The organism is Natrinema sp. SYSU A 869, from assembly GCF_019879105.1.
Taxonomy (GTDB): domain Archaea; phylum Halobacteriota; class Halobacteria; order Halobacteriales; family Natrialbaceae; genus Natrinema.
Genome location: NZ_CP082249.1, coordinates 1,348,141 through 1,373,875, shown reverse-complemented (window position 1 = coordinate 1,373,875; position 25,735 = coordinate 1,348,141). Strand labels below are relative to the sequence as shown.

Below are 25,735 nucleotides of genomic sequence, written 5' to 3'. Positions count from 1 at the left end.
GAGGCGTCAAGTTGATAGCAAGAGAGTTCATCGGATTCACGTGAGTATGTCGGCCCTCCCAGTGACGACTGCCGCAGCCGCGACGGATGTCGATCTCGCGGCGACGGGGACGATGTCGACCGCCTCGGCAGTCCTCGGCTCGCTCGGACTATCTGACTGGTTCGCCTGGATTGCGATCAGTACCTTCGTTGTAGCGATGGCTCTCCAGTGGTCCGGCGCTACCGATCGGGCACGGTACGTCGCCGCAGCGGCCTGGGCCGTCTTCGGGGTCTACTGGATCATGCTGGTGCCGTACTACTACGGCGAACTCCAGAGTCCGCTGGAGACGCTCTTGGCACTCGCCGCACTGCCACTCTGTCTCTACACTAGCTTCCTCCTCGTCAAGGGTCGGGAGTCGCTCCTCTTGCTCTCAAAAGCTGTCGCGTTCATGGGGCTCATCTACCTGCCCGCCGAGACGATTCCGATCGTTCGCACGTGGTTGATCGAAACGACCGCGGCACAGACCCACTTCGGGATGGAGCTGCTGGGACACAGCCCCGGACTGACCGAAGGATCAGAGGGCTACCTGAGCAAGTTCGACTTCGATTCCGAGAAGACGGTGACCGGGCGGACGACCTACATCATCATGGCCTGTACCGGGATCGGCAGCATGGCTATCTTCGGTGGCCTCATCGCCGCAGTCAACGCACCGCTCAAGCGGAAAGCGATCGCCTTCGCGAGCGCGATCGGCATCATCTGGTTTCTCAACCTCTCTCGAAACGTCTTCATCGGGATTGCCTCTCCATGGGGTTGGTTCCAGCAGGACGTGTTCGTCTACATCGCGAGCGACCTGATGGGTGCCCCTGCGAGTCGAACCTCCTACATTGTCGCGCACAACTTCATCGCCCAGACGCTGTCGATCGTCGCCCTACTGGGCATCACCTATCTCGTCGTTCGCGTCCTCCCGGAAGTTCTCGAACCCCTCGAGGATGTCCTCTACATTCTGACCGGCTCCGAGTACGATCTCAAGGCCGCACTCGGCGAGGGGATGCGCGCCGACGGCGGGACGGATGCGTCGCAGTCCGACTCGACACAGTCGCCTGATTCAGGCGCAACAGCCGGGCCCGACGCCGCGTCCGATCCCGAAATCGACGATGACTGACGACACTGCCGTCGACGTTCCGTTCTCGATCCGCGATCGCGCGGTCGTCTTCCCCGCCGCCGAGACGCTCGTCCTCGCCGATATCCACCTCGGCAAGGCTGCCGCCTCGAACGTCGAGGCACCGATCGATGACGGGAGCGACGCCATCGAGCGGCTTCAGGGGCTCCTCGCGGATACCGAGCCGGCCACCGTCGTGGTCGCCGGTGATCTGTTACACTCGTTTTCGCGGATTCCGCGGGGGGTCGAGCGCGATCTCGAGTGGCTCATCGAGACCGTCGACGCAGTCGGTGCCGACCTGATCGTCACGCCCGGCAACCACGACACAATGCTCGAGGACGTGTTTCCGGGCACGACCGTCGGAGAGTACCGGTTGGACGACGGCGAGACGGTGGTCTGTCACGGCCACGAGCGCCCCGACGCGGCGGCCGAGCGCTACGTCGTCGGTCACGACCATCCGGCGCTGGCGATTGAGGGCCGCAAACTGCCGTGTTTCCTCTACGGGCCGGCGTGCTACGAGGGCGCAGACGTGCTCGTCCTTCCGGCGTTTACGCGCCTCGCCGCCGGATCAACGGTCAACGGGATGTCCGGTCGCGACTTCCAGACACCGCTCGTCCGGACCGCCAACGCGTTTCATCCCGCAGTCAGGGACGACTCGAGCGGCGAGACCCTGTGGTTTCCGCCGCTGGGGGAGCTACGGCGGTTGCTGTAACCGTCGGAACGCAGTCGAAGAACGAGTAACCGTGCTTCGGGAGAGTATCGCAGTGGGGACCGATTACGGCGTATCCTGGTGAGCCAGCGCGTCGAACCCCTCGTCCGTGGCCACGACGACGGAGTCGTCCACCAGATAGTTGCGGACCGTCCGGTCGACGGACCTTCTCTTATTTGGGTGGGGCGGCGTTCGAAGTCAGCAACCCTTGAGTCCACTGGCCGTCGGTGCGGTGACGAGCCACAGCGTGCCGACTCGAACGCCGGTCGCGTCGGCGGACGCCACCAGGTTTTTGAAGAAATCGCTGAACATGATCAGTAAGACTGCTGCGATGATGATCAAAACGAGGAAGGTGAAGAAAATGATCGCCGCTTGTCGCCCGGTCAACGCCGTCCCTTCGAGGAATTCGTCCATGGCCATAGCGATTCTGTCCGTGTCTCGAGGTGAGGAGACGAGCGGAAGTTAGTATTTTCCCACTATTCGGAGACTGTCGTCGTACGAAGAACATAGCGAGCGTGGAGGCGGCAACATCACGGCGCGATTACAGAGCCCGCCGACTCGAGTTACACTCAAGTATGGTCACCGCGACAGGTCGTCGATCACGGCTTTGGCCACCTGTCGGCCGCTCTCCATCGCCCCTTGAATTGACGACCACTGCGTATAGTCGCCGGCCAGATAGACGGGGCCGGCGGGAGCGCGAACGTCAGGGAGCCGGTCGTGAATCCCCGGCGGCTGGTTGAACTGTGCGAACGGGACGCGCTCGGTGTGGAGCGTCTCGAGGCCGTCGAACCCCTGCTCGGGATACCACGACTCGAGGGCCTCTCGAGTGCGGTCGGCGAGTTCGGCGTCGCTCTCGTCTGCGCCGCAGCCGGCATCGCTCCGGTTCGGGGGCCCGCGAACCTCGCACTGCTCGTCGAGGTAGGTCGCGCTGAGCAGCGTCGTCCCCTCGGGGGCGTACTCGGGCGCGACCGCGCTGTGGGGCACGACGTGGTTCGGCCCCCGCTCGGTCGCGTTCAACAGGAGTCGGCGTCCGGTCTCGAGGTCGGTGTCTGCCGGCAGCGCGTAGTACTGGGTGACACAGCCCCGTCCGTCGGTCGGGATCGAAGAGACGGCGGTGAGGTCGCGAGCGGTCGGCGGATCGGTCGCGACGACGACCGCGTCGGCGTCGACGGCTCCCTCGTCGGTCTCCACTGTGACTTGGCCGTCGACGCGGTCGTCACCGCTCGAGTCACTACCGTTCGTTACGACCGACTCGACCTCGACGCCCGTCCTGATCGTCCCACCGGCCTCGCGAACGCGGGCGGCGAGCTGGGACGGGATCGCTTCCATGCCGGCGGCCGGAACCACCGTCTCGCCCGCCGCGAGCATCCGGAAGGTGTACTCGAATACGTGTCTGGAGGTCGCCAGCGACCGATCGAGCGTAATGCCCCCGTAGAATGGTGCGATGAAGCCCTCGATGAAATTCTCGGAAAACCCTCGTTCGCGGAGGAACGCGTCGATGCGCTCGTCGTCGCCGGCAAATAGCTCGTCCGGCTCGGTCCGCTGGAGGTCCCACCAGAGCTGGGCAATCCGGAGCGCGTCGCCGACGGAAACGTACGGACTGGACAGCATTGAGGGGACGGTCCCCGGCTCCCGACGCGGGTCCGCCAGCGTTGATCGCCCGTTCGGCCCGGCGACAGTGGCACCCGGTTCGAACCTGCGGAGGTCGAGTGCCTCGATATCGAGTTCTTTCCGGACTGCCGGATAGGCGGTAAAGAGGACCTGAAAGCCGCGATCGAAGCGATAGCCGTCGCGCTCGAGGGTTCGGACGCGGCCCCCGACCGTCTCTCGGCGTTCTACCAGCGCCACAGCCACGCCGCCGCCGGCGAGGTGCCGCGCGGCGACCAGTCCGGCGAGTCCACCACCAGCGACGACGACCTGCGGAGTCGAGCGCATGGGCGAACGTCCGGACGGCGACGAATAAAATCGTGGACCCAACAATGCAGGCCGCTTCGATCGTGGCAGGTGGCTCCCTCGAGGAGCGTCGTCCTCGGCTCTCGCTCCCGGAGTGGCGGAACCGTTTTGGAGTGGCCCGCTGTGAATGCGTGCCGTCATTCTATCCGTCGTCGCGTCGTCCGGGAGATATGGTCAAGCTCTCGACGATCGTGATTCTCGCCGGCGTGGTGATGTTGTTCTTCCCGATTCCGCCGATCGCGAGCGCGCTCGGAGGCGTCGCCGTTATCCTCATCGGAATCGCACTCCGGGTACTGATGGGGAAGTGATGAACACGACGCCGCTCGAGACGCTTCGGTACCGGGACCCGCACTACGCCGGATGACGGGTTCGGGAGTTCGGGTCTCGAGTCGCGAAATCGTGGGACCGAAGCCGGAACCGAGACCGGCTACGGACTCACGAGCAGGTCAGGACTGTCAAGGTACTCCTGAATACCCTCCGCCGCGCGGAACGCTAACGCGCCGACCGTCCCCGTCGGGTTGTAGCCGCTGTTGTGGGCAAACGCCGAGGCACCGGGGACGAAGAGATTGTGTGCGTCCCAGTTCTGTAGGTAGTTGTTCACCACGGACTCCTCGGGGTCCGACCCCATGATTGCGCCGCCGGTGTTATGCGTCGACTGGTAGGGCGTGATGTCGAAGCTGCCCTCGAGACTCGCGCTCGCGTCGACCGTGTCGGCCCCCATCTCCTCCATGATCTCCTCGAGGTAGGGGCCGATGTACTTGACCATGTTTCGGTCCTGCTCGCGCCAGTCGAATGTCATCCGCAGGAGCGGCTGCCCGTGCTGGTCGGTGTAGTTGGGGTCGAGGTCGAGGTAGTTCTTCTGGAACGGGAGGACGGCTCCCTGGGCGGCGATCGAGATCGAACTGTGATAGTTGTCGATGCTCTGGGCCTTGAACTCCGAGCCCCACGACTGTGTTCCCTCCGGGACGGGGTTGTTGGCGATCGGCCGGTCGCCGGTCTGGTTCAAGGCGACGTTCCCGCCGTGGAGGAAATCCAGACCCGAGTGATCGAAGTTGTCGCCGTTGAAGTCGTCGATAGACGCGCCCAGTGCTCCAGCGCCCATGTAGAGATTCCACTCCTCGTCATCGAAGAACCCGGTCGCGCTGGCCTGGAAGTTCTGGTAGCAGTAGTTCTTCCCGACGGTTCCCTCGCCCGTCTCGGGGTCGTATGGCTCGCCGATCTCCGACAGCAACAGGAGCCGAACGTTGTTCAGCACGTAGGCAGTGAGCGCGACGACGTCGGCCGGTTGCTCGTACACCTCGTCGGTCTTCCGATCGATGTACCGAACGCCCTCGACCTGTTGTTCGTCCTCGTTGTACAGCAGTTCGACCACGTCAGCGTGAGTCCGCAGTTCGAAGTTGCCTGTCTCCCGGGCGGCCGGCAGGACGGTTGTAATCGGCGAGGCCTTCGCGCCCCACTCGCAGCCGAAGCGTTCGCAGTAACCGCAGTACTGACACTGTCCCTGCTGGACGCCGTCCGGGTTCGTGTACTGCTCCGTGAGGTTAGCCGAAGGCGCTTGGAACGGTTCGTATCCGAGCTCCGCGGTCGTCTCCTTGAACCGCTCGAGAACCGGTGTTTCAATCATCGGCGGGAGCGGGTACTCCCGCGACCGGGGACCCTCGTAGGGATTGCCCAGGTCCTGAATCTCGCCCGCTATGTTCCCCGCCTGACCCGCGATACCAGCGGTGTACTCGAACGCATCGTAGTAGGGCTCGAGTTCGTCGTAGCTGATCCCCCAGTCCTGGAGCTGCATGTTTTCGGGGATCTTCTCCTCGCCGTACTTGTCGATCGTCTGTGACCGAATCTGGAAGTCGTAGGGGAGGAACCGCCAGGTCTGGCCGTTCCAGTGGACGCCCGCCCCGCCCTCGCCGGAGCCCGGGAGGAACGCGCCGAACCGGCGCATCGGAAGAGCCGTATCGTCGACCGTATTTCTGAAGGTAATTGTCTCCTTCGAGAGGTCCTGCATCAGCTTGTACCGGAGTGCATAGCCCAGCTCGTCGTGGACCGTAAAGAAGTTCTCCGTCTCGCGCTCGCCGCCCCGCTCCAAGCTCACCACCTGATAGTCCTCCTGTGCGAGTTCCTTGGCAATGATGCCGCCGGTCCAGCCCGCGCCGACAGTCACCACATCGACGGGATCAAGCTGTTGTGCCATCAGTGCTCACCTCCGTGGTCGGCGGCCTCATCGTCGAGATCTGCCTGCACTGAGTCACCATCAGCGTCCCCGCGAGCCGCCTGCTCGTCGACGACGTTCGGGTAGTCCGCCTCGGCCGCGTCGTGGACGTGCGCGTGTCCTTCCTCGCTCTGTTCGTTCGCCGGCTGCTCGTTCTCACCGCCGATCCCGAGCGACTCGACGTCGTCGGCCAGTTGTCGGAAATCTCCCTCCTCGAGTTCGATGTACTCGCCCTCCTGAAGCAGCCCCCGATAGCTGCCGAGCGCGCCAGGCGTTCCGGGGAACCCCTTTAGCCGCCAGCCGATCATCTCGCGGTTGCCGCCGTACATCGGGTCGCTAAACATCCCCTCTATGGTGTTCTGTCGAATCAGGAGGAAGAAGCCGTCCGGATCGATGTCGGTGTCCTCGAACGTCTCAACCGCGCCCTCCTCGAGCGCGGAGACGACCTCGTCTTGCTGGTTGCCATCTAGTTCCGTAAACGACTCTGCGTCGTCGGCTTCCGCCGCCACGTACTCTTCGATTGCCGCGATACCCTGATCGTAGGCCTCGTTCGGAGTGAGCGCGTACTGCCAGCCCTGCGTCTCCGAGGGGTTCGTTTCCGCCCAGGGGACTTCGACATCGGTCTCGATATCCTCGGGTCGTTCCGCATCGTCCTCGAACGGTTCGGTCGGGTCCTTTCCGGCGAACGGCGCCTGCATGTACCACCGATCCCCGCGACCCCACGCCGAGTTCATCTGCTTGTCGATGAAATAGACGACACCGGCCTCCGGCGCACCCGGTCCGTTGTCATCGGAGGGATAGATCCGCGCCGTCAGGTCGTGAACGACCCGTGCCTGCTGAATCGTGAAATACTCGAGCCCCTGTGGCTCGACCTCGACTTCCTCGACCTGCTCGAGGGGTGCCACGTCGAACTGCTCGGGGTCGAACCCCTCCGCCGTCCCGGCGATACCGAACACGGCCAGCGTGCCGCCGGCCTGCATGATCTTCCGCCGAGAGAGGTCTCGTGTGAAGTCGAACGCTGGGTTGTCATCGTCTGACATACAGGCGACGGACGCCGAGGGATAGAATAGTGGATATACTTGCGACTGCGTGTCACAGTTCCTTCGACCACCGAATCGGTCCGGAATCCGACTGCAGACCGAGCGGTCGAGGGCACCGACACGCCGATATTCGTCCGCGAAGCGGGCCGAACGCGCCTCCGAAAGCGTCACAGCCGATGAGGACGCCCCCGTCCGCGGCGACTTCGACGGTGATCTCGAATGAGAGGCCGTCCACTGCGACCACCGGCGGGTCTGCAACGGCCTCGAGTTCATCCACTTTCTCAGTCACGCGCCGGTCTCCCTCTCCCCGATCACTGGGGCCGAATCCGGCTGCCTGCCGTGGCCGATACGGTTTTGCACGTCGCGGCGGCGTTGCCTGTATGGGAGACACTGAGACAAGCGATCCGGATCGGAACTCGGAGCGCCCCGCCTTTCAGCCCGTCCTCGAGAACCGCGTTCGGTTCGCCGAGACCGACCAGCAGGGGATTGTCTTTTACGGCGAATACTTCACGTTCCAGGACGAGGCGATCTCCGCGTTCTTCCGGGAACTCGATTATCGGTACGAGACGATGCACGACCGGGGCTGGCAGACCCACGTCGTCAACGCCGAACTGAACTACCACGCCGGTGCCGAGTTCGAGGACACCATCGTCAACGAACTGCGCGTCACCGATATGGGGTCCTCGAGTTTCACGTCCGACTACCGCGCGATGCGGAAGCGTGACGACGAACTGCTCGCCGACGGCTCCGTCACTCACGTCGCCGTCGACCTCGAGACCGAGGAGCCAATCACCGTCCCGGACGACTTCCGGGAGGCAGTGGCGGCGTTCCAGGGTGGCCTCGAAAGCGACGACTGATGCCGTCGCGCTCGGTTCGTCGGGACGACTGCGAAAAAAGTCGCGAGAATGCCGTCAGTGGACGCCGACGTACGCCTCGCGGACGTACTCGTTGTCCGTGAACTCGTCGTGTGGGCCCGACAGCTCGATCTCGCCGGTTTCGATCAGCGAGAGTCGATCCGCGTGGTTCAGCGCGAACGTCGAGTTCTGTTCGGCCAGCAGGATCGTTAGCTCCTCTTCCTGTTGGAGCGTCGCGAGCGCATTTCCGATGTCCTCGATGATGACCGGTGCGAGTCCGAGCGTCGGCTCGTCCAGCATCAGCATCTCGGGATCGCTCATCAGCGCGCGGCCGACGGCGAGCATCTGCTGTTCGCCGCCGCTCATGGTCTCTGCTTCCTGTTCACGGCGCTCGTCTAGCCGCGGGAACAGGTCGTAGACCATCTCGAGGTCGTCCTCGACGGCGGCGCGGTCGTCGCGGAACTGCGCCCCCATCAGGAGGTTCTCGTGGACCGAAAAGTACGGGAACAGGTCCCGGTCCTCGGTGCAGTAGATGAGTCCCGATTCGACGATCTCTTTCGGTTTGGTCTGTGAGAGGTCCTGGCCTTTATAGCGAATCGTTCCCTCGTAGTCGATGAACCCGGCGATGGCGTTCAACATCGTCGTCTTCCCGGCCCCGTTCGGGCCGATAGCGCCGTAGATCTCACCTTTCTGAATGGACAGCGAGACGCCTTTCAGTGCGTGTGATTTGCCGTAATAGACGTTGAGGTCTTCGATGTCGAGGATCGTGTCGGACATTATAATCCCTCCCCAGCGAGGTACGCTTCCTGGACCGCTTCGTTCTCGGCGATCTCCTCGGGCGTCCCCGAGGCGAGTTTGACACCGTTGTTGAGCACGACGATTCGATCAACGAGATCCATCAGGCCGCCCATGTTGTGGTCGACCACAATCATCGTCATCCCTTCTTCGCGGAAGCGCTTGATCTGGTCGGCCAGTTCCGTGATCTCGGCCTGATTCATCCCGGCGAAGGGCTCGTCAAGCAGCATCATCTCGGGCTCGGTCGCCAGTGACTTGGCGATCTCGAGCCGGCGGACGTCCGCGTGCGGGAGCTCGCCCGGCATCTCGTCGAGCTTGTCCTCGATGTCGATGCGCGCGGCGTACTCGTAGATCTCCTCGTCGCTCGCGCCGCCGTGGAGCGAGCGGATACTGTTCGGCAGGGTGAACAGCTTGATATTCCCCGAGACAGAGTACAGGTCGATCGGATTCGACTCCTGTGAGACCCGCGAGAGCCCCTTGTTGACGATCTGATGGGTCGAATCCGGCGTGATGTCGTCCCCGTTGAACCGGATTTCGCCATCGGTCACGTCATATATACCCATGATGCAGTTGAACACCGTCGACTTGCCCGACCCGTTCGGGCCGATCAGACCGACGATCTCGCCCTCGTTGACTTCGAACGAGAAGTCGTCGACGGCGACGAGGCCACCGAACGTCTTCGTGAGACTGTCGACTTCGAGCACGCTCATTCGGAATCACCTCGAACGGCACCGAGTCGGTGCCAGATCGCTCTGAACAGCCCGTCCCGCGCGAACACGAGCACCAGCAAGACGATCAACCACAGGAAGAGATACCGGACCGGCGTCGAGTAGCCGTGGAGGATCTGGTGGTTGAGGATCTCGAAGAGGAACGCGCCGCCGAGCGGCCCGAGAATCGAACTCATGCCGCCGATGACGGCGATCGCGATCATCTCGATGCTGTTGTCGACCATGACGAAGGTGCTCGGATCGACGTTCCCGGTAAAGCCGACCAAGAGTACGCCGCCGATCCCCATCGGGACCGAACTGAGCATGAACGACCAGAGCTTGAACTTCGTCGGATTGATCCCGGCGGCGGACACCGCCGCTTCGTTCTCGCGGATCGCGATCAGGATCATCCCGAGGTCTGATCGAGCCATGAACGTCAACCCGAGCGCGATGAGCAGCATCGGGATCACCATGTAGTAGTATCGCATCACCGGATCCCAGGTGAAGACGTCCGGCTGTCCGAATCCCGGAACCCCGCCGAGCGAACTGAACGACGTCGTCAGCCTGTAGAACAGGAGTACGGCGACGAACGTGATCAACGAGAAGTACGGCCCCTCGAGTTGGAGCGTCGGCAGTGCGATCAACAGTCCGACCGCGAGGGCGGCCAGCACCGACACCGATCCCGTGACCCAGATCGACAGCGTCGGATCGACGTGAACGATCAGGAGGGCCGTCGCGTACCCGGCCGCGCCCGACAGCGCGGAGTGACCGAAGCTGATGTAGCCGGTGTATCCGCTCTGGATGTCCCAGCTCATCGCGAAGATGGCCCAGATACTGGCCAGCGCCAGCGTCCGCAGGAGGCCGCCGCCGAGGAGCGGCCCGACTATCGGGGCCCAGACGCCCGCGGAGAGGAGCGCGACGAAACTGACGGCGATTACGCCGAATTGCAGTCCCGTCATCTCTCCGAAGTACGGACCCAGAAACCGGTTGTAGGCCCTTGCGCCAGGATCAAGCACCCGGTCGAGCGGCGCGAAGAGTCGATCGAGTACGCGACCGATCGGCAACAAGACCTGTCGTCGCACCGTCCCGGCGATGTTTCCGATCCGCCCTGTCACCGTCGAGAGCACCGTTCCGAGGAGTAGAATCGTACTAATCATGGGCGAACTCCCTCCCGTAGAGACCCTGCGGCATGAACAGCAGGAATATCACGAGCACGACGAGCGAGAGGATCCCTCTGAACCCGTGCCCGACGAACGTAACCGTGAACTGTTCGAGGAATCCGATCACGTACGCTGCGACCACGGACCCCTTGATCGATCCGATACCGCCGATGACGACGATCATGAACGCCAGCGCGAGCGGGTTAAGCCACATGTTCGGGGTGGCACCGCTCGTCGAGCCGAGGATTATACCGGCGACTCCGGCGAGCGCTCCGGCGATGAGCCATGTCTTCGACCGAACCGACTGCAGGTCAACGCCGGTCAACTGCGCCCCGCGTTCGCTCATCGAGGCCGCGAGGATCGACCGTCCGTCGTCAGTCTTCGTGATGTAGTACCACAACAGCCCGATCGCGACCCACGAGATAACGAACCCGAGGAACTGAACGTTACGCGGCCGTGCGTTGATCCCGTAGGGCTCAAGGTTCACGGCACCGCTGACGAGCGTCATGCCCAGCGGCGAACCACCAAACTGAATGAGGATAACTTTCGTCACCGCGACCGCGACGATGACAGTCGACAGAAACGTGATGACGACGTTTTCCTCAACCCAGCGAACAAGTATCTGATACAGCCCCCACGAAAAGAGGGCGACTACGCCGATGGTGAGCAGGAACGCGACGACGGGGTGGGTACTCTGTGCGAGGACGCCAAAGACGTAGGCTCCGGACATGATCAGCGCGCCGTGAGCGAGGTTCAGGGTCCCGCCGACGCCGAAGATCATGGTGAAGCCGATGGCGATCAGCGCGTAGACGGCGCTGATCATCGTCCCTTGTAACACCAGCGTAGCGATGTCTCCGAGCATTTCTTACTGCATCCACGGCGGCATCTGGTGGTCTGCAGTCCGGTGCTGGTCGGGGTAGACGCACTCGACCTCCTCCGGCCCGACCCACTGTGTCATGGGGTAGTTCATGATCGTTCCGTCCTCTCCGCGGTCCTCTCGGACGTCGTGAGGGTAGTCGGAGTCCTCGCCGTAGAAGCTGACCTGGCCGGCGACACCGGTGAATTCGACGTCGAGCATCTCGCCGACGAAGTCGTCGAGATTGTCCCGCGTGTTCGTCGTCTCCAGCGAGTCGACGACCTCCTTGAAAATGTGGACGGCGTCGTACGTGTTGAACCCCATGTACATCGGTGCCTGAGTCGGTGCATCTTCCGCGTCCTGATACCGGCTGGCGTAGTCCTCGACGAAGGGCTGTGTGTGGTCCGTAATGGGTGCGACGCCGGCAGCGCCGGACTGCGATGTCGTCTCGTAGGTCGCCGCGCCTTCGTAGAGCGCGTTGTACGACGGGAGCATTCCGGAAACGTGCACGCCCTCGATACCGAAGTCATACTGGCCCTCGTGCCACCGCGTGAGCATATCGCCGCCGTCGATGTGTGCGAAGAACCGCAGGACGAAGTCCGCGTTCGACTCGTTGACGTCGCTCATCACCGGACCGAAGTCGGTTCCCTCGATCGAGAGGGCATCCTGATAGACGATCTCCAGGTCCCGCTCCGAGAGCAGATCTGGGATCTGATCGCCGAACGGTTCCGTCCACTCGGCCTGATCGCGGAGGAACGCGACCTGGTCCCAGCCGTGTCGATCGTTGAGGTAGCTACAGTAATCGGCGATCGACTCGGCCTGGAAATCGGAGTTGATCGGGCCGATACGGAACACATTCTTGTGCTTCTCGTAGTCGGAGCCGACGGAGTCCGTGATCAGACTCGGAGCGGCGGATCCGGTGATCATCAACGGAACATCGAACTCGGCAGTGAGATCCAGAATCGACTGCGTCGTCTCGGAGTTGAACGTCCCGATGAGGAGGTCGACGTCTTCCTGTTGGATGAGTTCCTCCGTCACGCTCTGTGCCTCACTCGGGTCCGTTCGCGTGTCCTTCGTGATGACTTCGGCTTCCTCGCCGTTGAAACCGCCGTCTTCGTTGAGTTCCTCGACGGCCATGTCGACTGTCCGTTTGGATCCGATTCCGAGCGGGTTGCTCATCGGCGCGAGGTGCCCGATCGTGAGTCCGTCGTTACCGCCGCCGCTACTGAGACAGCCGGCGAGTGCCGTCGTAGCTGCACCGACACCCGCAGCCCCCAAGAACGTTCGTCGTCCCACAGAGCTGTTTCCAGTTCTACCCGATTTGCGATTATTATTATTTTCGTTAGCCATTATGTATCACTAAGTTACCGATTCTCATCCACCTCTTTTGATTCACCCTTAATAAAGATGAGGGAAGCTAGCAAGTATCTTGACAACTATACACACCTCTAAAGTTTCCGCTGGTTGACGATCAACTCGAGGGATTTCTCGGTCCGATACCCCTCGTCCGATCAGACGATGTCCTCGAGCCCGACTGGCCCCTCCGGTAATCGGTATTCGCCGTTTTCGTACGCCACACGGTCCTCGTGGCGAAGGTGATCGAGATGGGCGAACGCCTCGCCGGGGCCGTGGACGATGTGAATCCCCTCGAGGTCACCGAACAAATGGGCACTGACCGTCCAGGCGTCGGCTGGTCCGTGATCCGCCAGATATTCGAGGATCGATTCGGCCCGCTCGCGGTGGTGCTCGAGGATCGTCAGTGCGCGATCGGTCGGCTCCTCGATTGGGTCGCGGTGGCCGGGCCAGACCCGCTCGTAGTCGCGATCGGCGAGTCGATCCACGGTCTCGACATACTTCTGGAGGGGCCGTTCGACCCGGACGTCCGCACCGCCGACGTTCGGCGTATACACCGGCAGGATGACGTCACCGACGAACGCTTCGTCGCCCCGTTTGGTTTCGAAACAGCACAATCCCGCCGCATGTCCCGGTGCGTGAACCGTCCCGAGGGTCCGACCCCCGATCTCGAGCCGGTCCCCGTCCTCGATCGGCGTCGGGTCGGCCGGCTGGCCGTCGATCTCTGCCGACTCGAGAAAGGCGAGGAGTTCGTCTCGTGCGTCCTCGGGAACGCCCCACTCCTCGAGGCGTTCACGGCGGCGGTCCTCGACGGCCGCGATCGCGTCCGGTTCTTGGGCGACCAGCGGCGCGTCGGCTTCGTGGACATAGACCGTCGCGTCGCTTTCGGCCTGAATCTCGCCGGCCAGTCCGGCGTGGTCGACGTGGAAGTGTGTGAGGACGATGTCGTCGACGTCGGCAAAGTCGTAGCCGCGCTCGGCGAGGCCGTCGCGGAGGTCTCGACGAACGGAATCAGTAGCGAGACCGGTATCGACGAGTGCGAGTTCGTCCGCGCCGTCGTCGGCGAGGACGTAGGCGTTGTTCCGGCCCTCGAACTCCTCGTTGCCGAGCGAAATCCGGTCCATATCGGCTACCGACATGCCACCGGGTAATAATTCGCGCGGTACCGGGACGAGACAACGAAAGCGGGGTAGGTGGCAGCGTTCGTTCGGGTTGATCGGGCAGCGTTAGCTGCTCACTACAGATTCGAACAGATGCGGATTCAGGAATAGAGTCGGTACAGTGGAGCGTCCTGCTCGTACTGGCGGACGGAATTGCCACGCCCTCCCCAACCGATTCGCTCGCTGCGCTCGCTCGAGTTGGACTCATACTGTCGGACAGAAGTCATTGCAGAGTCGATCGCGAAAGATCGTCCGTCTCCAGAGTCGACGGACGAAGTCAGCGATCGATAGTCAACTAGTCTGCCGACAGTATCAAGAGTAGTGTGCAAGACGAGCAATCGGCCACGGACCAAACGAGACGAAATAGGATCGAAACCGATGTAGTGCCTCTTAGCTCTCGAGTTCGCTCCGAAGAAGCTGGTTCACGTCGCCGGGATCCGCGCTGCCGCCGGTCTTCTGCATGACCTGACCCACGAGGAAGTTGATTGCGCCGTCGTCGCCGCTCTCGTAGTCGTCGACGGCGTCGGGGTTCTCGTCGATCGCTTCGACAACGGCCTGCTGGACTTCGTCTTCGTCGGTCTTCCCCAGCCCCTCCTCTTTGACGACCTCGTCTGGCGTCCGGCCATCGTCGAGCATCGACCGCAGGACGGTCTCGCGGGCGTTTTTCGCCGTGATCTCGTCGTCGGCGACGAGTTCGACGAGTCGTTTGACCTCCTCGAGTCGGCTCTCGATCCCGGTGATTTCGATGTCACGATAGTTGAGTTCGCCCAGCAGGTTGTCCGCGACCCACGTGGCGGCGAGGTCGGGGTCGAACTCGCCTGCGACGTCCTCGTAGAAGTCCGCGACCTGCTTGGTCGAGGTGAGCTTCGAGGCGGCTTCCTCGCTCAGGCCGTATTCGGCCTGGAACCGCTCGCGGCGGGCGGAGGGGAGTTCCGGAATCGAAATCTCGTCTTTCCAATGCGAGACGCGAAGCGGCGGTAAGTCGGCCTCCTCGAAGTATCGGTAGTCCTTCTCCTCCTCTTTCGAACGCATCGAGACCGTGATTCCGCGGGACTCGTCCCAGTGGCGGGTTTCCTGTTCGACCGCGCGCCCGCGTTGGATGGCGTTCTTCTGGCGGGTCTCCTCGTAGGCCAGGGCCTTCTCCGCGCCCTTGTGACTCGAGATGTTCTTGACCTCGGTCCGATTCGCGGCCTCGAGTGCGTCCATCCCGATTTCGTCGGTATCGTCACCGTCGATATCTTCCTCGGGGATGATCGAGAGGTTGGCGTCGATGCGTAGGCTGCCGTCGCGCTCGGCGTCGAAGACGCTCAAGTACTCGAGGACTTCCTCGAGTTCGGCGAGGAAGGCCCGAACCTCGCTCGGACTGCGGAAGTCGGGTGCCGTGACGATTTCCATCAGGGGCGTGCCCGCGCGGTTGTAGTCGACGAGGGTGTACTCCGCCGAATCGATACCGCCACCGCCGCCGACGTGCTGGAGACTACCCGGGTCTTCCTCGAGATGGGCGCGCTCGATCGCGACGGAACGGCGCTGGCCCTCGACGGCGACCTCAAGTTCGCCGTCCTGACAGATCGGCTCGTCGTACTGGGTGATCTGGAAGTTCTTGGGCAGATCGGGGTAGTAGTAGTTTTTCCGGTGGAACCGCGTCTCTTCGGGGATGTTGGCGTCGATCGCCTTACCGATTTTGACGGCAGCCTCGACGGCGGCCTCGTTGAGCACGGGCAACGCCCCCGGCAGCCCGAGACAGACGGGGCAGACGTTCTCGTTCGGTTCGTCGGTCGGCTCGGTCGAACAGCCACAGAAGATCTTCGTGTCGGTCTCCAGCTGGACGTGGACCTCGAGCCCGATGACGGTCACGAGGTCGCCCTGCTGGGCGGTCTGGGCAGTCATTGGACCTCGATTCGGGCCGGGTGGGGTAAAACGTAACGGGACGCGGTTGCGAGCCGGTGCTGGGTGAGTGGGTGCAGATTGAGAGACCGCACAGCCGAGCGAGACGAGTCTCGGGGTCCGTCAGTATCGCCGTTCGAACACCGTCCCCGACTCGCCGACGACCAGTTGCGGCGATCGAGCGGTCCCGAGCGCGACCGCGAGCAGTTCGTTCCCTGCCTCGAGCGCCACGGGTTCGGTCCAGCCGTCGAAGCCGCGTTCGTAGATCACCCCCGCCGACGAGACCGCCAACGCGGTGTCGCGGTCGCGCGCGAGCGCTGCAATCGGCTGCTCGCCGAGGGTCGTTCGCGACCAGTTGACGCCGTTGTATGCGTAGACGACGCCGTTCCCGCCGGCGACTGAAACATGACCGCTATCCGTCGCCGCGACCGTTGCGAAGTCGATTCCCGCTCCCTCGAGCCCGATGCGAGTCCAGGAGACGCCGCCGTCTCGAGACTCGAAGACACCGCTGTCGGTGTCGACGACGTAGCCGTACCCGAGCGGCGTGAGGTCGATATCGGTGACGCTCGAGCCGCTGCCGGGCTTGGTCACGTCGCCCCACGCGACGTCCGCGCCGTCGCGCCGACCTCGAAGGAGTTCGCCGGAGCTGTTGATCGCTGTGAGTCGTTCGTCGCCGGCCAGTCCGGCGGCCGCGATCGCCGTCCAGGAGGTCGTCTTCTCCTTCGGAGCCGAGAAATCGACGGCGCGGTCGGCGACGACGTCGTAGAGCCCGAGCGCGCCGCTGTCGCCGGCGACCCACATCGCTCGTCCGTTACTCGTGACCGCCGTGGAGCGCAGGCCATCGCCCCGTCCGCCGAGGCCGTGCTCGAGGCGGACGGTCCACTCGTCGCCATCGCGGGCGAGGACGGTTCCGTTTTCGCCGACGGCGTACGCTCCGTCGGCGGTCGTCACGACGTCGTACAGTGTCGCGTCGGTGGGAACGTCGGCGGGGACCCACTCGCTGTCGGCATCGATGCAGCCCGCGAGCGACAGCGACCCGGCTGCGGTGCCGACCATTGCGAGGAAGGCGCGACGGGACGTGTGGCGGCCGTCGGTCGTCATTCGTCGTCACGCGCCGGAGATTCGGCGTCGTTCGTCCGGTTCGGTCGATCGGAATCGGCCCGTCGGACCGTGCCTCGCGCGTCGTTCGTCCGGTGGTACTCACCCGGCGGCGTGAATGCACCCGGTGCGGAGGTCCGTTTGAGGATCGCCGAGATACGAACGACGTACGCGAACAGCACCGCGAGCGGGCTGAACGCGACCGCGAGCGCGAGGCTCACGAGCACGAGCAGCCACCCCTCGAAGGCGACCGGCGGGTAGCCGCTCGCGTAGATCATAATGACCAGCGTCGAGAGCAAGATCGCGGCGGTGCCGCTGTAGGTGATCAGCCGCGATAGTCGCGCGAGTTCGCGCTGGAGGTAGATCGTCGTGAAGTACTGTCGCGTCGCGTCCGCAGTGACGAACAGTTCCCGGAGTTCCGAGAGCAGCGACGCCGCTCGACCCGATAGCTGCTCGTCGAACCGCTGCTCGAGCCGTCGCGCCTCGTTCGCAGCGCCGGCGTAGTCGTGGTCGATTGTCGGGAGCACGACGGCGAACACCGACGTCGTCTCGCCGGTGAGCCGCGCGGAGAGGTCGCGGGTGTGCTCGCGGGTTCGCGCGGCGAAGCCACAGATCGACTCGAGGGCGGAAATCGGTGTCTCGTCGGGCCGATCGACGCCCGTTCGACTGCGCTCGTTACTGTCGTCTGTCGGCCGATCCGCGTCCCCGCACTCGGTCGCGAGTTCGTCGGCGCGGCTTCCGAGCGTACCGGCAAGCCGAGCGAGGAAGGGGGCGGGATCGGTTGGGCTGACGCCGTCGCCCTCGGTCTGGGTCTCGACGCGGCTGCGAAACTCCTGAACGCCGTCGATGCGGTCGGTGAGTCGATCGGGCGTCCCGAACAGCCGGGAGATGATCAATTGGTTGACCGCGACGACGATCGGGATGAACGAGAACAGCCCCGCGATCATCGTACTGAACATCGTCGTGACGAACCGGCTCTCCCGGACGCCGATGACGTCGCTCACGCCGAGGAGGAGTGCGATGGCGAAGATGCCGGCGACGAATCCGCCGACGATAACCCGCCGATCACCCTCGAGCAGGAGCCATCGCTGGCCCCGGCGACGCGACGGCGTGTCGGTGACGTACTGGAAACCAATCCGGACGCCGGTCCAGAGGAGGCGGCCGCTGACCACCAGCGCGGCGGCCGTCAATCGGAGCACGTAGCCGACGAGGGAGAGACCGAGCGAGGACTCGTTCTCGGTATCGTGGTCGTCGCTATCGCGGCCGTCACCAATGCGGTCGTCGCCGTCACTGGGGACATCGGTACCGGCGTTCTCGGTGACGCTCGAGGGACCGCTATCGGTCCGTTTGGCTCGGTCGTCGGAGTCATCGCTCGAGCGGCCGGATTCTCCGGCCGCCTCGGAACCGGGGGTAGTTCCTGCCTCGGGAGGTGGGGACGAATCGTGACCGTGTTCGGAATCGGACTGTGGGGGGTCGTCAGTCATGAGTGTTGAGTGTCGGAATGGGTCAGAGGCCGTCGGAGACGACCTCGAGGAGTCGAATCGCGACCAGTAGCAGCGCCGTCAGCAGGACGACTCGCCGGAGGATGGCACCTCTGGTCGTTCGGATGCGCGAGCGGTCCGAAGGGTGAAAGCCCACGGTCCACAGGGTCGCGATCGCGCCGACGTTGATCGCGATGACGTTGACCGCGACGACGACGAGCGAGCCGAGGACTGCCGTGGGTTCGGTCCAGGCGACGCCGACACCGACGACGCCGATTGGGGGCATGATCGCGGCCGCGATCATCACGCCGATGAGATCCGTGATGCCGGTGGTCGCCATCCCGAGTCCCGCGGCGATGCCCGAGCAGACCGCGACGGTCACGAGCAGCGACGGCGGCAGGCCGTGGCTGCCGAGTCCGAGGCTCGCCTGGAGGTCGACCGCGGCCGTGATAACCGCTGATGTCCGCGCGAACGCCGCGAAGGCGAGGGAGCTCGTCATGGCGACGCCGATCCCGACGAGCTGGAGCTTGACCCCGCGGACGAACAGCCGGCGCTCGTCGAGGACAGTTGCGGCGCTCGAGGCCATCGCCGGCCCCAGGAGGGGTGCGATCACCATCGCGCCGACCAGGACCGCCAGCGAATCCAGCAGGACGCCGGTCGTGGCGACGACGCCACTGATCGCCGTCATCGCAGCGAAGATGACGAATGATGGCAACTGCGACTGGGCCTTCGATCGCAGCTCGCTCCGCGAGATGCGTTCGAACGAGAGCCACTCGCGTCGCCGGTCGAGCGGTGAGTCGTCCCAGTCGCTCCCGACGATCGCCATCGGTTCCTCGACGACAACAGTGACGTCGCCAGTGACCGTTGCCAGATCGTCCTCCAGCGGTTCGACCGCGTGTGCGGGAGCAGGGACGGTGATCGTCCTGCATTCGCCGTCCGTGTGGTCGGTGAGACTGTACTCGAGATCGTGGCGCTCGATGATGGCCGTGACCTCGTCGGTGTTCGACTGCGAGGCGGTGAGAACCGTCAGGAGTCGCATATTCGACGTTCCCGTTGCAAGGGTAGACCGGCGATACCCGTCGCGGTCGATCACAGTAGTGTGAGTGCATCGGAGTCTGGGGTCGGATCGTCGGGGAAGGTTCGCGCGAACAGCGAGCAGACGGTCTCCCGGATCGTTGTGAGCCGATCGTCACGGGTCCCGTGGCACGAGCCGCCACAGTGACCGATCGGTCCGTCGGGCCCCGCGACGTACGTCAACCGGCCGCCACACTCCGGACACCGCGGTTCGGCGTGGGATGTCATCCAGGTCACGCTGAATCCGTCGCGGGCCAGCCGTTCGCCCAGCGCGTACCAGACGATGACGTCGCGCTCCTGGCAACCCGTCGCCGCTCGTTTGAGTCGGGCGAGCAAGAGCGCGGCGTGACAGTAGAGGTCGTCGTTCGCGTCGGCGTGTCGGCGGTGACACCGCCGGAAGTATGTCGTGAGCGCGCGCCTCGAGGAACGACGTTTCCCCATCGTGAGCGGGGCGTCGAGGGATGCGTTCGGCGAGAGGTCGTCGGACTGTGGAACGCGTTCCGGACGGCCGCGTTCGTCATAGTGAACCTCTCGTGAGAGAGATGCACCGCTGGTCGGACAGAATGCGTGTTCACCGATCATTTGTCTGGGGGTCGATCGAACCGTCAGCGCGGTCCGACCGGGTACACCGGGATAGCGGTGCCAGCGCCATAAGGTGACACAATACTGAGAGTATTTAGAATAAAGATCCGGACCCATTGCTTGCTATAGGCGTATTTCTCGGTTATTTTGTGCGATTATATTATGAATCTAGACACCTTATCAAGGGGCAGTCCATACGGCGGATGCGTCATGTCACGCGGTGATCTCACAGCCGTCGATCCGACCGATCGCGCGCCGTGGTATTGGTACGTCCTAATCGGCTATCCCGTCCTGAGTCTGCTCGGGATCGTCTCGCTCGCTCGCCTCACCGGCGGTGGCTCGGTGCTGGCCTCGAGCCTGGGGAGCGTCGCTCTCCTGATCGCCATCGCCGCCGCGGGAGCCGTCACGCTCCCCGCGATTTGGCGCGACGTCGAATTTGTCGCGGACGAAACCGACACATGGTCGCCTGACCGGCAGATCTACGTCGGGGCAGCGGTCGCTGCACCGCTGCTTCTCGGTGTGCTCTCCGGGCTGGCGGCCGGATTCGGAATCGCGATTGCGATCGCCGTCTTCGCATTTCTCCTGTCGACCGTGGCGGTCTGTATCGCCTACCTCTACAATCGCCACCGTGCGATCGGGTTGTTGACCCGCTGAAGACCGATTCGGCGAGCCGCGGCTCGTGAACGAAGCGGCCCCGACTCGTCGCTCACTCGGTCCACATCCTCTAGGTTTCGCCTATTTTATAGGGTACAGACTATTGGTTATGACTGTTGGCTGGCCCGGACGACGCGCCCCCGGCGCGGATGATCTCCCGGCCCGACAGCATAGCCGCCACTGTCCGATCGACGGCCGTGGTCGGACGCCCCGCTTCCTTCGGTCCTCGACGATCACTTCGCGCTCCCACTATGCTCTCAGCGTTCCACCCCATGACCGACGCGTCCAGCCTCGCGCTACAGGGACGACCGCTCGCCTCGCTGGCCCTGACGGTGATCGAGCACGGACAGGGCCGTCCGGTCTCGATCGGAGGGCAGCTAGCTAGCACCGGGATCGTCGTCCCGAACGACGGCGGACTCGATCTCGCAGCCCGGCTCGTCGGACTGTTCGGTGCGTTCTTGCTGGCCATCGTCGAGGGCACGATCATCGCGTTCGAGATGGCCTGGGAGACGTGGTGGGCGCTCGTGCTCGGCTTCACGCTCTCCGGCGCGATCCAAGAGTTCCTCTCCGAGGACCAGATCACTGGCTACCTCGGCGACGACAGCTGGCGAGCCGTCGCCTACGGCTCGTTCTTCGGCGCGTCGTCCTCGAGCTGCTCGTTCTCGGCAGTCTCGATGACCCGGTCGCTGTTCACGAAGGGTGCCTCGGCCGCGGCCAGCCTGGGTGCGTTCCAGTTCGCGAGTACGGATCTCGTGCTGGAACTCGCCTTGGTCGTTCTGCTCCTGCTGGGCTGGCAGTTCGCCGTCGCCGAGATCGTCGGCGGCCTCGTGGCGATCATCGTCCTCGCGATCGTCTACCGTCGGTTCGTCCCCGAGGCGTGGATCGAACGCGCACGAGAGCACGCCCGGGCGCTCGAGGAGACCGAGTGTGCCACCTGTGGCATGCGTGCGGATCCGGCCGACGAGGACACGATCGTACGGGAGGTCGATGGCGAACGGCGGTACTTCTGCTGTGAGGGCTGTCGGGGCGCGTACGATCCGGCGACTGACCGAGAGGCAGTCACCGCCGGTCCCGAACTTCTCTCGGGCGACCGCTGGCAGGCGGCGGCCGCGAATACGATCCGCGAGTGGGACATGCTCTGGCGGGACATCCTGCTGGGCTTTCTCATCGCCGGCCTGCTGGCCGCGCTGGTGCCGAACGCTTGGTGGACAGCCGTCTTCGGCGTCGGTGCCGAGGGCAGCGTCGTTTGGCTCGTCTCGAACGTCATCCTGGGTGCTGTCGTCGGCGTCGTCACCTTCCTCTGTTCGGTCGGGAACGTCCCCTTCGGGGTCGTCCTCTGGCAGAACGGCGTCTCCTTTGGCGGCGTCCTCGCGTTCATCTTCGCGGACCTGCTGATCCTCCCGCTGGTTCAGGCCTATCGCCGCTACTACGGGGCCCGGATGGCTGCCGTGATCTTCGTTGCGTTCTTCCTCGCAGCAGTGACTGCCGGTCTCGCCGTCCAACTGCTGTTCGGCGGGCTCGGGCTCATCCCGCCCGTGAGCGCAGCCGGCGGCACCGTCCCCGGGACGTACACGGCCCTCCTCAACGCCGTCACCGTCCCGATCCTCGCGGTGCAGGTCTACGTTGCCCTCGAGCCGGACCAGCGTGCCCGACTCGGTAACCGGCTCGCACCCCACGTCGCCGGCGTCCTCTATCACGCCCACAAGGCCCTCGAGCGGATCGCCTACGCGCTCGAGGACCGCGGGCTGAAGTGATTTTGCGCCGGTCAAGCCCGACTCTCATCACGTCCCATCCGTCCATCCAGCGGTGGCTGTCCGAAGACAGCAATCACCCGCGATGCGTCGCCGCGCGGGCACTCCTGCAGACGTCGCTTCCCACGACTCGCGGCGACCGCATTACAGCCGCCAACCGACGACTCGAGACGCCCGCAACTCCAGCCGATTCCCTGTTCCAAGTACCCATGACCCCACGATCGATAGATACCGTCGAACGGAGCGATCCAGTCCGACTCATCTGCCTCGCCACGCTCGTGTCGACACACGGGCTGGTTCGGCTGGCCGAACGCTACCTCCCCGAGTTCCTGTCCGCGCTCGGCTACGGGCCAATCGTCGTCGGCTCTCTGGTGAGTCTCGGCCTCGGACTGACCGTCGCCGTCTCCGAATACTCGAGCGGCTCGATCGATAGCGACGCGACGTCAGGCCTCGAAACGGCGGCGGTCGCGGTGCTGTCAGCACTGCTCGCCGCGGTCGGCCTGCTCGCCTGGGCGGGCGCGCCCACGATCGATTCGCTGCTGGGGACCCCCCTGTCGGCGCTCGGCTGGCTCACGGTCGGTATCGTGCTCCTTCAGGTGTGGCACGTTCGCGGTCCTACTCGGGAGCTGTGGCCCACCGATAGCCGCGCGACGCCACCACCCTCGAACGCCGCCGACGATGACCCCGATCGATCGAACCGGCGAGCGGTCGTTCCCGACCGGCGGACGCACATCGTCCTCGGAGCGCTCGGCGTCGTCGCTGCAGCGGTGTTCGCCACGACGGCCGTCGCGAGCGTCGACACCGTCCATGCGGGCTTCGCGCTCGTCGCTGCCACCGGTGCCGCGGTCGCGGTCGTTGGCGCGGTCGCGCGCGGAACCCTCGGCGATCGATCGCTGCTCCTCGGTGACCGATCGGAGAGCGAGGGGCGAGCGGACGGCGCAGCGACGGACGACGATCCGTCGCTCGAGGTCGTCCGGCGCGCCGTCTCGCGGTTACCAGACCGCCGTCGATGGGCTGTCATCGGCGACGCGCTCGTTCGGGTTGCAATCGCCGGAATTGCGCCGTTTCTGGTCCTGCTGGTCGTCGAGTACCGATCGATCGTCCTCTCAATCGGCGGACTCTCGCTCGCGCCAGCCGCCGTCTTCGGGCTGTTCGTCCTCGCGGAGGGCGTTGGCGCAATCGCCGGCGCGGTTTCGTTCCCGGCGCTCGCCGCACGCGTCGACCGTCGAGCACTCCTCGCTGTTGGCCTCGCGGTCGTCTCGCTGCTCCCGATAGCGCTCGTGGCGGCACCGGCCAGCGCCGGCGTCGTCGCCGTTCTGTTCGGGTTGCTCGGCTGTCGCACCGCGATCGAGCCGCTCCGACCGACCGTCGGCACGAGCGCTCAAGCGGCACCGATCCCCGGCCCGCGGCTCCCTGACGAAATCCGGACGGCGGTTCGAATTGCCGTCGTCCCCGCGCCGCTGGTCGGTGGGCTGCTGTACGCGATCAATCCCCTCGTAGCGTTCACCTTTGCGTCGACGGTCGGCCTGCTCGGCGTCCGTGAACTGGGTCGCGCGTTCTCGTTCGGACGGGACCGATGACGCGATCGTCCACGCCCAGACGCGCACTCGAGGAGGCGAGCGGCTCGCTTGCGGGCCTCTCGAGCGTCGATCATCGGCGGATCGCCCGCTGGCACCTCGTGTTCGCGCTGGTGATGGGGTTGTGGGGTGGGCTCGACGCCCTGTTCCTCCGAACGGCACTCGTCACGCCGGGACTAGACCGCTGGACGGCTGAGACCTACAACGCGTTCTTCACGACCCATGGGCTGACGATGCTGTTCCTGTTCGTACTGCCGGCGATCTGGGGGTTCGCGTACGCCGCCGTCCCGCCGCTGATCAAGGCCGAGGGGACCGCGTTTCCGATGCTCGGTGTCTGGGCGTTCTGGCTGCAGGTACCGGCGGCGCTGGCGATTCGAGCGGGTACCATCGGCGGCATTCTCGGATTGGCGGGGCTCGAGCCGGTCGCGAGCGGATGGACGCTGTACCCGCCGCTAAGCGTTCTGTCACTTAATCCCGCGGTCGACGCGCTGCTCGTCGGCCTCCTGCTCGTCGCGGTCGGGACCGCGGTGACGGCGGGGAACCTCGCCGTCACGGTCCTGCAGTGTCGCGGGATCCGGTGGCTCGACGTCGATACGTTCACCTGGACGGTACTGACGGCCAGCGCGATGGCAGTGGTCGCGTTCCCGGTGCTAGCCGTGACAGTCGCGCTGTTACTCGCCGACCGGTCGCTCGGAACCGCGTTCGTCGTCGGCGGTGGCGGGCCGCTGGGCTGGCAACACCTGTTCTGGTTTTTCGCCCATCCGCTGGTGTACGTGCTGGTACTGCCGCCGATGGGAATCGTCAGCCACGTTCTGCCACGCTTCGCCGGGCGGCGGCTGTTCGGCCGTCGATCGTCGGTGTACTCGACGCTCGCGATCGGCGTCGTCTCGTTCACCGTCTGGGGTCACCACCTGTTCGTGACAGGGATGAGCCCATCCGTTCGGACGGTCTTCATGCTCTCCACGCTGGCGGTGGCCCTGCCGAGTTCGGCGAAACTCTGTACCTGGCTCGTGACGCTGTGGGGCGGCTCAATTCGATACACTGCCCCCATGCTCGCGACCCTCGCCGCCGTCGGCTTCTTCGTCGTCGGCGGCGTCACCGGTGTCTTCCTCGCCGCCGTGCCGATCAACATCCGCTACACCGGGACCTACTACGTCGTCGCCCACTTCCACCTGCTGCTCGCCGGCTTCGTCGGGCTCGCGCTCGTCGCCGGCGCGTACTACTGGTTCCCGCTCCTGACCGGTCGCCGGCTCGAGCCGGGGCTCGCCCGCTTACACGGCTGGCTCACGGTCGTCGGCGTCGCCGTGACCTTCGGTGCGCTCCTGCTCGTCGGGCTCGCACAGCTCCCCCGGCGCGTCGCGACCTATCCAGCGGCGTACGCGCCCCTCCACCAACTCGCGACCGTCGGCGCGTACGTCATCGCCGCCGGCCAACTTGTCTTCCTCTTGGCCCTCGGCCGGTCGCTGTGGGTCGGCGAACCGGCCCCCGACGATCCGTGGGACCTCGAGGGTGCCCCTTCTCACACGCGCGAATGGCGGTAGAGCCGGCTTCCGACACGGCCGGGTTCGCCGCCCGCGCGGCCGGTGGACGGAATCCGACTATCGACCAGCCGAATCGACGGCTGACCGTCTCGATCGCACCGAGAGCCGACCGTACTCAGTCGTATTGCCCACTGATTGTCGCAGTTGCGCGCGATCCGA

The 25,735-nt window shown here is 64.6% G+C and carries 24 protein-coding genes; 8 read left to right on the top strand and 16 right to left on the bottom strand.

All coding sequences use genetic code 11. The annotated features are described in order from the left end of the window. The first annotated feature begins 46 nt into the window (after nt 1-46). Both artA and K6I40_RS14865 read left to right on the top strand, forming a co-directional pair. Complete coding sequence (artA, locus tag K6I40_RS14870) at nt 47-1,141, top strand: archaeosortase A (protein ID WP_222919807.1); 1,095 nt, start codon at nt 47-49, stop codon at nt 1,139-1,141. Then, entirely contained in the window at nt 1,134-1,850 is a 717-nt protein-coding gene (locus K6I40_RS14865) for a metallophosphoesterase (RefSeq protein ID WP_222919806.1), read from the top strand. The genes artA and K6I40_RS14865 overlap by 8 nt, the downstream gene beginning before the upstream one ends. Before the next feature lie 195 nt (nt 1,851-2,045). Here K6I40_RS14865 and K6I40_RS14860 read toward each other — a convergent pair whose 3' ends face one another. Then, nucleotides 2,046-2,267 (bottom strand): hypothetical protein, encoded by a 222-nt coding sequence (locus K6I40_RS14860; RefSeq protein WP_222919805.1) that lies wholly within the window; start codon nt 2,265-2,267, stop codon nt 2,046-2,048. A 159-nt stretch (nt 2,268-2,426) separates the two neighbouring features. After that, on the bottom strand, nt 2,427-3,782 hold the full coding sequence (locus tag K6I40_RS14855) for an NAD(P)/FAD-dependent oxidoreductase (protein WP_222919804.1): 1,356 nt from the start codon (nt 3,780-3,782) through the stop codon (nt 2,427-2,429). A gap of 188 nt (nt 3,783-3,970) precedes the next feature. On the opposite strand from K6I40_RS14855, the gene K6I40_RS14850 reads away from it, so the two are divergent. After that, the gene (locus K6I40_RS14850) at nt 3,971-4,108 is read left to right on the top strand and encodes a transporter (protein ID WP_222919803.1); all 138 of its coding nucleotides are present in this window, start codon (nt 3,971-3,973) and stop codon (nt 4,106-4,108) included. Between the two features lie 119 nt (nt 4,109-4,227). On the opposite strand, the gene K6I40_RS14845 is transcribed toward K6I40_RS14850, so the two are convergent. From K6I40_RS14845 to K6I40_RS14835, 3 genes are read right to left on the bottom strand one after another with little or no spacing between them, the layout of a single operon-like run. Then, nucleotides 4,228-5,991: a GMC family oxidoreductase gene (locus K6I40_RS14845; RefSeq protein WP_222919802.1), complete on the bottom strand. Its 1,764-nt coding sequence runs from the start codon at nt 5,989-5,991 to the stop codon at nt 4,228-4,230. Then, nucleotides 5,991-7,049 carry a gluconate 2-dehydrogenase subunit 3 family protein gene (locus K6I40_RS14840; RefSeq protein ID WP_222919801.1) on the bottom strand — a complete coding sequence of 353 codons (1,059 nt, stop codon included), beginning with the start codon at nt 7,047-7,049 and terminating at the stop codon, nt 5,991-5,993. The genes K6I40_RS14845 and K6I40_RS14840 overlap by 1 nt, the downstream gene beginning before the upstream one ends. A gap of 52 nt (nt 7,050-7,101) precedes the next feature. After that, a complete protein-coding gene (locus K6I40_RS14835; RefSeq protein ID WP_222919800.1) occupies nt 7,102-7,338 on the bottom strand; it encodes a hypothetical protein in 237 nt (78 codons plus the stop codon). 91 nt (nt 7,339-7,429) lie between these two features. On the opposite strand from K6I40_RS14835, the gene K6I40_RS14830 reads away from it, so the two are divergent. Continuing rightward, entirely contained in the window at nt 7,430-7,906 is a 477-nt protein-coding gene (locus tag K6I40_RS14830; protein ID WP_222919799.1) for a thioesterase family protein, read from the top strand. Between the two features lie 54 nt (nt 7,907-7,960). Here the strand turns inward: K6I40_RS14830 and K6I40_RS14825 are convergent, their stop codons facing one another. From K6I40_RS14825 to K6I40_RS14775, 11 genes are all read right to left on the bottom strand, one after another. Next, on the bottom strand, nt 7,961-8,680 hold the full coding sequence (locus K6I40_RS14825; RefSeq protein ID WP_222919798.1) for an ABC transporter ATP-binding protein: 720 nt from the start codon (nt 8,678-8,680) through the stop codon (nt 7,961-7,963). Then, nucleotides 8,680-9,408, bottom strand: a complete 729-nt coding sequence (locus K6I40_RS14820) for an ABC transporter ATP-binding protein (RefSeq protein ID WP_222919797.1) — start codon at nt 9,406-9,408, stop codon at nt 8,680-8,682. The genes K6I40_RS14825 and K6I40_RS14820 overlap by 1 nt, the downstream gene beginning before the upstream one ends. Continuing rightward, complete coding sequence (locus tag K6I40_RS14815) at nt 9,405-10,562, bottom strand: branched-chain amino acid ABC transporter permease (protein WP_222919796.1); 1,158 nt, start codon at nt 10,560-10,562, stop codon at nt 9,405-9,407. Before K6I40_RS14815 ends, K6I40_RS14820 begins: the two co-directional genes overlap by 4 nt. Continuing rightward, a complete protein-coding gene (locus K6I40_RS14810) occupies nt 10,555-11,427 on the bottom strand; it encodes a branched-chain amino acid ABC transporter permease (RefSeq protein WP_222919795.1) in 873 nt (290 codons plus the stop codon). The genes K6I40_RS14815 and K6I40_RS14810 overlap by 8 nt, the downstream gene beginning before the upstream one ends. 3 nt (nt 11,428-11,430) lie before the next feature. Beyond that, complete coding sequence (locus tag K6I40_RS14805) at nt 11,431-12,717, bottom strand: ABC transporter substrate-binding protein (RefSeq protein WP_255682067.1); 1,287 nt, start codon at nt 12,715-12,717, stop codon at nt 11,431-11,433. Nucleotides 12,718-12,932: 215 nt separating this feature from the next. Then, nucleotides 12,933-13,898 carry an MBL fold metallo-hydrolase gene (locus K6I40_RS14800; RefSeq protein ID WP_222919793.1) on the bottom strand — a complete coding sequence of 322 codons (966 nt, stop codon included), beginning with the start codon at nt 13,896-13,898 and terminating at the stop codon, nt 12,933-12,935. A gap of 426 nt (nt 13,899-14,324) precedes the next feature. Then, entirely contained in the window at nt 14,325-15,821 is a 1,497-nt protein-coding gene (gene gatB / locus K6I40_RS14795; RefSeq protein WP_222919792.1) for an Asp-tRNA(Asn)/Glu-tRNA(Gln) amidotransferase subunit GatB, read from the bottom strand. Nucleotides 15,822-15,941: 120 nt separating this feature from the next. Then, on the bottom strand, nt 15,942-16,919 hold the full coding sequence (locus tag K6I40_RS14790; RefSeq protein WP_222919791.1) for a hypothetical protein: 978 nt from the start codon (nt 16,917-16,919) through the stop codon (nt 15,942-15,944). Continuing rightward, the gene (locus K6I40_RS14785; RefSeq protein ID WP_255682066.1) at nt 16,916-18,400 is read right to left on the bottom strand and encodes a hypothetical protein; all 1,485 of its coding nucleotides are present in this window, start codon (nt 18,398-18,400) and stop codon (nt 16,916-16,918) included. Before K6I40_RS14785 ends, K6I40_RS14790 begins: the two co-directional genes overlap by 4 nt. A gap of 22 nt (nt 18,401-18,422) precedes the next feature. Beyond that, nucleotides 18,423-19,436: a TIGR00341 family protein gene (locus K6I40_RS14780; protein WP_222919790.1), complete on the bottom strand. Its 1,014-nt coding sequence runs from the start codon at nt 19,434-19,436 to the stop codon at nt 18,423-18,425. 50 nt (nt 19,437-19,486) lie between these two features. Beyond that, nucleotides 19,487-20,053, bottom strand: a complete 567-nt coding sequence (locus K6I40_RS14775; protein WP_222919789.1) for a hypothetical protein — start codon at nt 20,051-20,053, stop codon at nt 19,487-19,489. A gap of 210 nt (nt 20,054-20,263) precedes the next feature. Between K6I40_RS14775 and K6I40_RS14770 the strand changes: the two genes are divergently transcribed. The 4 genes from K6I40_RS14770 to K6I40_RS14755 all read left to right on the top strand — a co-directional run bounded on the left by K6I40_RS14770 (nt 20,264) and on the right by K6I40_RS14755 (nt 25,576). After that, nucleotides 20,264-20,707, top strand: a complete 444-nt coding sequence (locus K6I40_RS14770; RefSeq protein WP_222919788.1) for a hypothetical protein — start codon at nt 20,264-20,266, stop codon at nt 20,705-20,707. Nucleotides 20,708-20,958: 251 nt separating this feature from the next. Continuing rightward, on the top strand, nt 20,959-22,461 hold the full coding sequence (locus K6I40_RS14765) for a permease (protein ID WP_222919787.1): 1,503 nt from the start codon (nt 20,959-20,961) through the stop codon (nt 22,459-22,461). Nucleotides 22,462-22,463: 2 nt separating this feature from the next. Next, nucleotides 22,464-24,038, top strand: a complete 1,575-nt coding sequence (locus K6I40_RS14760) for a transporter (protein WP_255682064.1) — start codon at nt 22,464-22,466, stop codon at nt 24,036-24,038. After that, nucleotides 24,035-25,576 (top strand): cbb3-type cytochrome c oxidase subunit I, encoded by a 1,542-nt coding sequence (locus tag K6I40_RS14755; protein WP_222919786.1) that lies wholly within the window; start codon nt 24,035-24,037, stop codon nt 25,574-25,576. The genes K6I40_RS14760 and K6I40_RS14755 overlap by 4 nt, the downstream gene beginning before the upstream one ends. Nucleotides 25,577-25,735: the final 159 nt, after the last annotated feature.